Origin of the sequence: Methanoculleus sp. UBA208 (genome assembly GCF_002498065.1) — an archaeon.
Taxonomy (GTDB): Archaea; Halobacteriota; Methanomicrobia; order Methanomicrobiales; family Methanoculleaceae; genus Methanoculleus.
The window spans coordinates 1-6291 of the sequence record NZ_DAFZ01000016.1; the positions used below are offsets into that span (position 1 = coordinate 1).

At 61.6% G+C, this 6291-nt stretch carries 7 protein-coding genes; 3 read left to right on the forward strand and 4 right to left on the reverse strand.

The genetic code is table 11. The features are described from left to right. The coding region (locus BRA62_RS01175) for a molybdopterin-dependent oxidoreductase (protein WP_292364233.1) at positions 1–1039 on the reverse strand (1039 nt) is incomplete at its 3' end. A 421-nt stretch (positions 1040–1460) separates the two neighbouring features. Here BRA62_RS01175 and BRA62_RS01180 point away from each other — a divergent pair. Further along, positions 1461–2060 (forward strand): hypothetical protein, encoded by a 600-nt coding sequence (locus BRA62_RS01180; RefSeq protein WP_292364235.1) that lies wholly within the window; start codon positions 1461–1463, stop codon positions 2058–2060. 77 nt (positions 2061–2137) lie between these two features. Here the strand turns inward: BRA62_RS01180 and BRA62_RS01185 are convergent, their stop codons facing one another. Beyond that, the gene (locus BRA62_RS01185; RefSeq protein WP_292364236.1) at positions 2138–3064 is read right to left on the reverse strand and encodes a hydantoinase/oxoprolinase family protein; all 927 of its coding nucleotides are present in this window, start codon (positions 3062–3064) and stop codon (positions 2138–2140) included. After that, the gene (locus BRA62_RS01190) at positions 3061–3948 is read right to left on the reverse strand and encodes an ATP-grasp domain-containing protein (protein WP_292364237.1); all 888 of its coding nucleotides are present in this window, start codon (positions 3946–3948) and stop codon (positions 3061–3063) included. The genes BRA62_RS01185 and BRA62_RS01190 overlap by 4 nt, the downstream gene beginning before the upstream one ends. A gap of 81 nt (positions 3949–4029) precedes the next feature. On the opposite strand from BRA62_RS01190, the gene surE reads away from it, so the two are divergent. Together surE and rpiA are read left to right on the forward strand one after the other, a co-directional pair. Next, a complete protein-coding gene (gene surE, locus BRA62_RS01195; RefSeq protein WP_292364239.1) occupies positions 4030–4821 on the forward strand; it encodes a 5'/3'-nucleotidase SurE in 792 nt (263 codons plus the stop codon). A 21-nt stretch (positions 4822–4842) separates the two neighbouring features. After that, positions 4843–5541 carry a ribose-5-phosphate isomerase RpiA gene (gene rpiA, locus BRA62_RS01200; protein WP_292364240.1) on the forward strand — a complete coding sequence of 233 codons (699 nt, stop codon included), beginning with the start codon at positions 4843–4845 and terminating at the stop codon, positions 5539–5541. Here the strand turns inward: rpiA and BRA62_RS01205 are convergent. Next, on the reverse strand, positions 5530–5910 hold the full coding sequence (locus tag BRA62_RS01205; RefSeq protein WP_292364241.1) for an ArsR family transcriptional regulator: 381 nt from the start codon (positions 5908–5910) through the stop codon (positions 5530–5532). The genes rpiA and BRA62_RS01205 overlap by 12 nt on opposite strands. Positions 5911–6291: the final 381 nt, after the last annotated feature.

The following is a 6291-nucleotide window of genomic DNA, read 5'->3' on the forward strand; positions in this document are numbered from 1 at the left end:
CGGTGAAGACGACCGGGAGCGCACCCATGTCGCAGGCGCCCTGAACGTTGTTCTGGCCACGGAGCGCGTTCACGCCGCCGCCGGCCTTGCCGAGGTTGCCGAGCAGCATCTGGATGTTTGCCACCGACTTGACGTTGTCGACGCCGACGGTGTGCTGGGTGATGCCCATCGAGTAGAGGATCGCGCCGGGCTTCGCAGTGCCGAGCCACTCGGCGGCGGTCTTGAGGCTCTCGACCGGGATACCGGAGATCTTCGAGACGTTCTCAAGGCTGTAGGCGTCCTTCATGACGACTTCCTTGAGTTTCTCGTAGTCCTTCGTGCGGTTCTCGATGAACTCCCTGTCCTCCCAGCCGTTCTTGATGATCTCCTGCATCAGGCCGTTGAGGATAGCAACATCGGAGCCGGAGACGAACGGCATGTAGAGGTCGGCCTGCTTGGCGGTCGCGGTGTAGCGCGGGTCGGCGTAGATGACCTTCGCGCCGTTCTGCTTGGCCTGCACGACCTTGCGCCCGATGAGCGGGTGCTGCTCGAATGTGTTGGACCCGAGGATGAAGACGCACTTCGACTCGGCGATATCGAGAATGGAGTTGGTCATCGCACCGGAGCCGAACGCCGCCGCAAGACCGGCGACGGTGGACGCGTGGCAGAGCCGGGCGCAGTGGTCGATGTGGCGGGACTTCATGACGCCGCGGGCGAACTTCATCAGCAGGTAGTTCTCTTCGTTCGAGACTCTGGCGGATGAAAGTGCCGCGAACTCGTCGGGCTTGTAAGACTTGAACTTCTGTGCGATCAGGTCATACGCTTCGTCCCAGGTCGCCTCGACGAACTTGCCGTCCTTCTTGATGAGCGGCTTTGTCAGGCGGTCCGGGCTGTTCACGAACTCGTGAGCGTAGGTCCCCTTGGGGCAGACCTTTCCCTCGTTCACGGGTGAGCGGCGGTACGGTGCTGTTCCAACAACTTTGCCGTCCTGGACGACGAGGTTGAAACTGCATCCCGTACCGCAGTAGGGACATGTTGTGGCTACATACTTCAACGTCATGTTTTTATGACCTCTATGGCAAACCGAGTATCAGGTGTTAAGTTACTTAAATTATACCGGTTAACCGGATCCACCCTTTCTTTCGCCGGCGATATTGGCTGGCGAATAACAATCCTAATCTGTCCTTTGGGTTTTTGCGTGAGTGTAAATCATCAGAACGCAGGCCCCGATACCGCTGGAGGCCAGACATAAGTATTGAACCGATACGCGGGAGGGGGCTTCTTCAGTCGCTCAGGACCCAGGATGGTTACCTCGGACCGAAGTGAAAACGGTGAGGCCGGCAGGAAAACGTGCGCTCCCCGGGGCACTCCCCTGTGGGTTGGAACGGCCTCTGTGCCGTCCGTTCCCATTCGAGGGGAGATGTTATTATCGGTGGAAACCTACACCTCCCGCATAGTTGCACAGGGAGAGAATTGCCATCGTGAAGAAGACACTCATTGTTCCGCCGATGCTCGTCGACCTGGTGGCGAACGCCCTGGCGTCGATGGACGGCGTGAAGTTCACCGAACTCGATGCCTGCCCTTCGTGCGGCGGTCCGGTGACCGGGCACGACCTGCGGGAGAAACGGTTTGCCGTCGTGCTCCAGAACGGAGAGGAGCGTACGATCCGGGTCTACGTGAAGCGTTTCTACTGCCAGCGGTGCGGCACTCTCTGCTACGCAGACGCACCGTTCTACCCCGACACCCGCCTGGCGTCGCCCATCGTCGACCTCTGCCTCGTTCTCGCGCAGCAGATGCCGTTCAACCAGGTGGCACAACACCTCCGGGCGATGGGAATCGTCGTCGATCGTGGGACTATACGGAATTACGCCTCCCGCGACTTCGGCACGATTCCGGCAACCGAACTCTTCGGTTTCCTTCTACCGCTCTCCCTGCTGAACCTCGCCACCTTCGCCCTCGACCGTGAGCGCCGTCCCATCACGGGGGCAGAAGCGCTCGTCGCCTCCGGTTTCCCAACCGCAGGCCGGGCAGCGCTTCACGGCGGGAGGTCTCCCGAAGAGCGGGATCAGCGGGATGAATAGGAAGAGAAAGAAGAACGGAAAGCCGAGCGCCAGCGATACGGCCGTGACGGCGACCGATACCGCCAGCAGAAGAAGGGTCAGTTTCCATCGGCTTGCCGTAGCGCCACCTCCCTGACCGCATACGCCGGCAGTGCATCCGCAACCTCCCCGATCTCGCCGTAAAGCGTGACGCCGCCGAGTTCACGGGCAAACAGGTCCGCGCCAATCCCGGCCGCGATCACACGTCCGGCACCGCTCCGGGAGAGTGCGCGCTCCACTGCGCGGGCGATCAGCGTTCGCTGGACTTCCCAGAACTGCCGGGCAACCTCCAGGGCCCCGTCTCTCCCGATCTCGTCGAGATCGGCGCAGACAACCCGGGCAAGCCTCCGAAGCGCAGCATCAACGGTCTTCTCGCCGTTATCAGGCGCCGGACAGGCGTAGTCCGCAGGAGCGATGTGGCCGAGCACGAGGTGCGCGTCGGCGCTTGCGGCGAAGTACTCGGTGCTCACCGGGGTCACTATCCCGTCGAGCGTCACCGAAGATACCAGTGTCGCGATGTTCGTCCGGAGCATGCCGGTGTAGACGAGGTACTGCTTCTGCAGCCGCCTGGTGTCGGTCAGCCCTTTGAGGTCCTCGAAGCAGTTTAAGGGGATGATGTCGGCGGTGGTGCTCCCCACGTCGACGAGGACCGCATCGGCGTATTCCCGGCGCAGGTAGTCTGCCGATGCCAGCCAGTTCGCGGCGGCAAGTTCCGGGACCGGCCGGGTATGGAACGCCGCGTCGGTCCCGTAGAAGACGGCGTCGGGGATGACACCCCGGACGGCCCCGACAATCCACCGGATCCCTTCCATCTTGTTCGCAAAGCAGTCCGCCAGTTCTCCGCTCATCACCACGGCAGCAGGCCCGGCATACGGTTTAAGGAGATCGGCGAGCGGTGCGCCCTGCCAGAGCGGGCAGTAATGGATATGCACGCCGGCGTCGTCAACGACCTTGAGGTTCGCACCGCCGATATCGATGCCGATCATAGCCGGTGGATCTCCCCGTTCTTGTCGAACCGCACCCTCCCTGAGAGGTGCACCTCCGCCGGCGCTTCGCCGTGCGACGCCGCAACAAGGATATCGGCGATCTCCTCCTCCATCACGGCTGCAATACCGACCAGACTGGTCGTGGGTCTCGGGTTGACGTCCACCACGTAGATGCGGTCCCCAGCGACGACGTCGATCCCGGCATACCCCTGGCACCCGAGGACGTTCATCGCCCGGACGGCGACCTCGACGATCTCTTCCTCGCGGTCGGGGTGGACGGGCGTCTCGCCCCCGAAGTACCGGAACCTCCCGTCGTCCGCTACGGCGATCTCCTGCCGGTTGACGGCGAGCAGGAGCGGCGGGTTGCCCGAGTAGAACTCGCAGACGTTGCCGGTCACCCGGCTGCCCACGAGGCTCACGCTCAGCGCCTCCCCCTCAACGTATGCCTGCGCAAACTCGCCGGCGCCCGGCTCCCCGTCCGTCAGCCTGACACCCTGCGCACCGCATCCCATCACCGGCTTGACGACCTTCCTTCCCCCTCCGGCAGCGGGAGGGACGTCTATACCGTTCCGGGAGAGGATGGCTGCCGTCCGCTGTTTGTTCGCGCAGACGGCCGCATTCATGCTTCCGCACCCGATGTTGTGGGTGAGCCCCTCAAGGATCTGCGTGTACCGGAAGAGGAGGTGATCGGGTGCGATGACCATACCTGCGTCGCACCCCGGTGCGAGTCTTTTGATCTCGTCCTCGAAGTCGGGGCCCTCCGGGGTCACCACGTCGTAGCCGCACCTCTCAAAACTCCCGCTTATCGCGGCGAGCATGGCGGCACCCTCGGGCGCAAGCCCGGGGTCGTTGCACACGGAGTATTCAGCGAGAAAAACCATCATTGCAGTAGAGGTCAGCTGCAGAAGACTTGACCCTGACGATCGGGCAAGTATTTGATGCGCGGGAACCATCCCTATACAAGGATGAAACCGAAGATTCTGCTCACCAACGATGATGGGATCACGTCCGCGGGACTCTGGGCGGCATACGATGCGCTCGCACCGATAGCCGACGTCACCGTGGTCGCGCCAGCCACCCAGCAGAGCGCTGTAGGGCGATCGATCTCCATCTTTGAGCCTATCCGTGCGAACCGGGTGACGATGAACGGGGTGCCCGCCTACTCGGTCGGCGGGAAACCGACCGACTCCGTAATCATCGGGCTGTTCGCGCTGCGCCTGAACCCGGACCTCGTGGTCAGCGGCATCAACATCGGTGAGAACCTCTCTTACGAGTCCATCATGACTTCGGGCACCGTCGGGGCCGCGCTCGAGGCGTCAAACCAGGGAGTGCCGTCCCTTGCCTTCTCGCTCCAGGTGGAGGACCAGGGCGACAAGTTCGACGATCCCTCGAGGATCACGGACCGGTTCTCCGACGCAAAGCGGGTGGTCCGCGAAGTCTGCGAGAGGGTTCTTGCAACCGGGTTCCCGGAGAACGCTCACGTCATCAACGTGAATATTCCCACACCGGTGCGCGGCGGCTACGAGATCACCCGCCTTGCCGAGAAACTCTTCCACACCGGGGTCGAGGAGCGCCTCGACCCCCGCGGGCGCCCTTACTACTGGATCGACGGGCCCCTGTACGAGGACGCGGAGGAGGGGACCGACGTGCATGCGGTGCAGAGGGGCAACGTCTCCATCACGCCGATCACGCTCGACTGCACGGCGTCTGGTGCCGGGGATGAACTCAGGGGCATCTTCGACGGCATGGATATCTGAACGGAAGGAGAAGAGTACGTCATGAATGCAGCAGAGCAGGCAGCATCGAAGCGCAACGCAGGCTACCTGGCGGCCGGAGAGGTCGAGGACGGGATGGTCGTCGGTCTCGGCACCGGGTCGACCGTCTTTTTTGCGATGGAGCGGCTTGGCGAGCGGATAGCAAAGGACCGGCTCTCCATCGCCGGCGTCCCGACATCCTACCAGGCGGCCATCCGGGCACGCCGGTACGGTATCGGGCTCACGAGCCTCGACGAGCATCCCGAGCTCGATATCGCCATCGACGGAGCCGACCAGGTCGATCCGGCGCTCCGCCTGATCAAGGGGCGCGGAGCAGCGCTTCTGCGGGAGAAGTGCGTCTGCGACGCGGCCAAAAAAGTGCTCATCGTCGTCGACCCGACAAAGATGGTCGAGACCTTAGACGCGCCTGTGCCGGTCGAAGTGCTCCCGTTCGCCCTTGCACCAGTCTCCCGGCGGCTTGCAGCGCTCGGTGCCGATCCGGTTCTCCGGGAGGGCGTGAAGAAAGACGGCCCGGTCGTCACCGATAACGGCAACTTCATCCTCGACTGTGACTTCGGGGCGATCGCGGACCCCGGACGCCTGGAAGCAGAGATCGCTTCAATACCCGGTGCGCTGGAGTGCGGCCTGTTCTCGACCTACGCAGAAAAGATAACGGTTATTGTCGGTGAGGAGAAGGGTTGCAGCGTCGTATCACTGCAGTGATATGCATTCACGCATCTTCTGGATCAGGTCTAACTGATGTCGGGCTTCTCTCTTCTTTTCTTTCTCGATCGTGTCCATGATCTCCGTTATTGAACGGGAGAGCGTGTAGATCTTCACCGGCCTCCCTTTGCTCTCCGACTTGCTCTCGCGGGTATCGATCCAGTTGCATTCCTTGAGGTAGCGCATGGCGATGCTGACTTCGGGCTGGCGGAGATCGGTGCCCCGCTCGATGTCCCGGGACGTCGCTTCATCGGTGTTCGCAAGATACACAAGCACTTTGGAGACGTTTCTCTTGATCCCGATGCCCATGAGGAGCTCGGCGAGTTCTTCATCGCGTGGCGTAAAATACCGTACCTTATCTGACCTCATCCATCCACCAACAGATAGTATCTATTGTTTTAAATCTGACTATAAAAATATTATTATTTCAATGGGAGATCCGGCGATTGTGATAGTTTTAAGAGAACAGATGAGGCATCAAACCGATAAGATGTAACTTTTTTTCACCGGATTGCACTCCCGCCGGCAGTGAAGAGGGTGCTCTCCGGTGAAAAAAGCCGACGATCCGGGCGGTGCAGGGGCCTGAGTGGGGCCGGCAGAGGGGTTCTGCACACATAAGCCTTCCCTGCCGGTCCACTCCTGCTCACGATGCGGCTGCGACGGACCATGAATACCCGGGAGAGGTTCGAGACGATCCTTCGGCCCTTAGTTACGGAAAAAAGAGAGGAGGGCTTTGTTGAATTCCTCCAG

What these genes read in the sequence shown, in the direction of transcription:
- rpiA (WP_292364240.1), top strand. Translation starts at nt 4,843, where the DNA reads ATGAATGCAGCAGAGCAGGCAGCATCGAAGCGCAACGCAGGCTACCTG.
- BRA62_RS01185 (WP_292364236.1), bottom strand. Translation starts at nt 3,064, where the DNA reads ATGATCGGCATCGATATCGGCGGTGCGAACCTCAAGGTCGTTGACGAC.
- BRA62_RS01205 (WP_292364241.1), bottom strand. Translation starts at nt 5,910, where the DNA reads ATGAGGTCAGATAAGGTACGGTATTTTACGCCACGCGATGAAGAACTC.
- BRA62_RS01190 (WP_292364237.1), bottom strand. Translation starts at nt 3,948, where the DNA reads ATGATGGTTTTTCTCGCTGAATACTCCGTGTGCAACGACCCCGGGCTT.
- surE (WP_292364239.1), top strand. Translation starts at nt 4,030, where the DNA reads ATGAAACCGAAGATTCTGCTCACCAACGATGATGGGATCACGTCCGCG.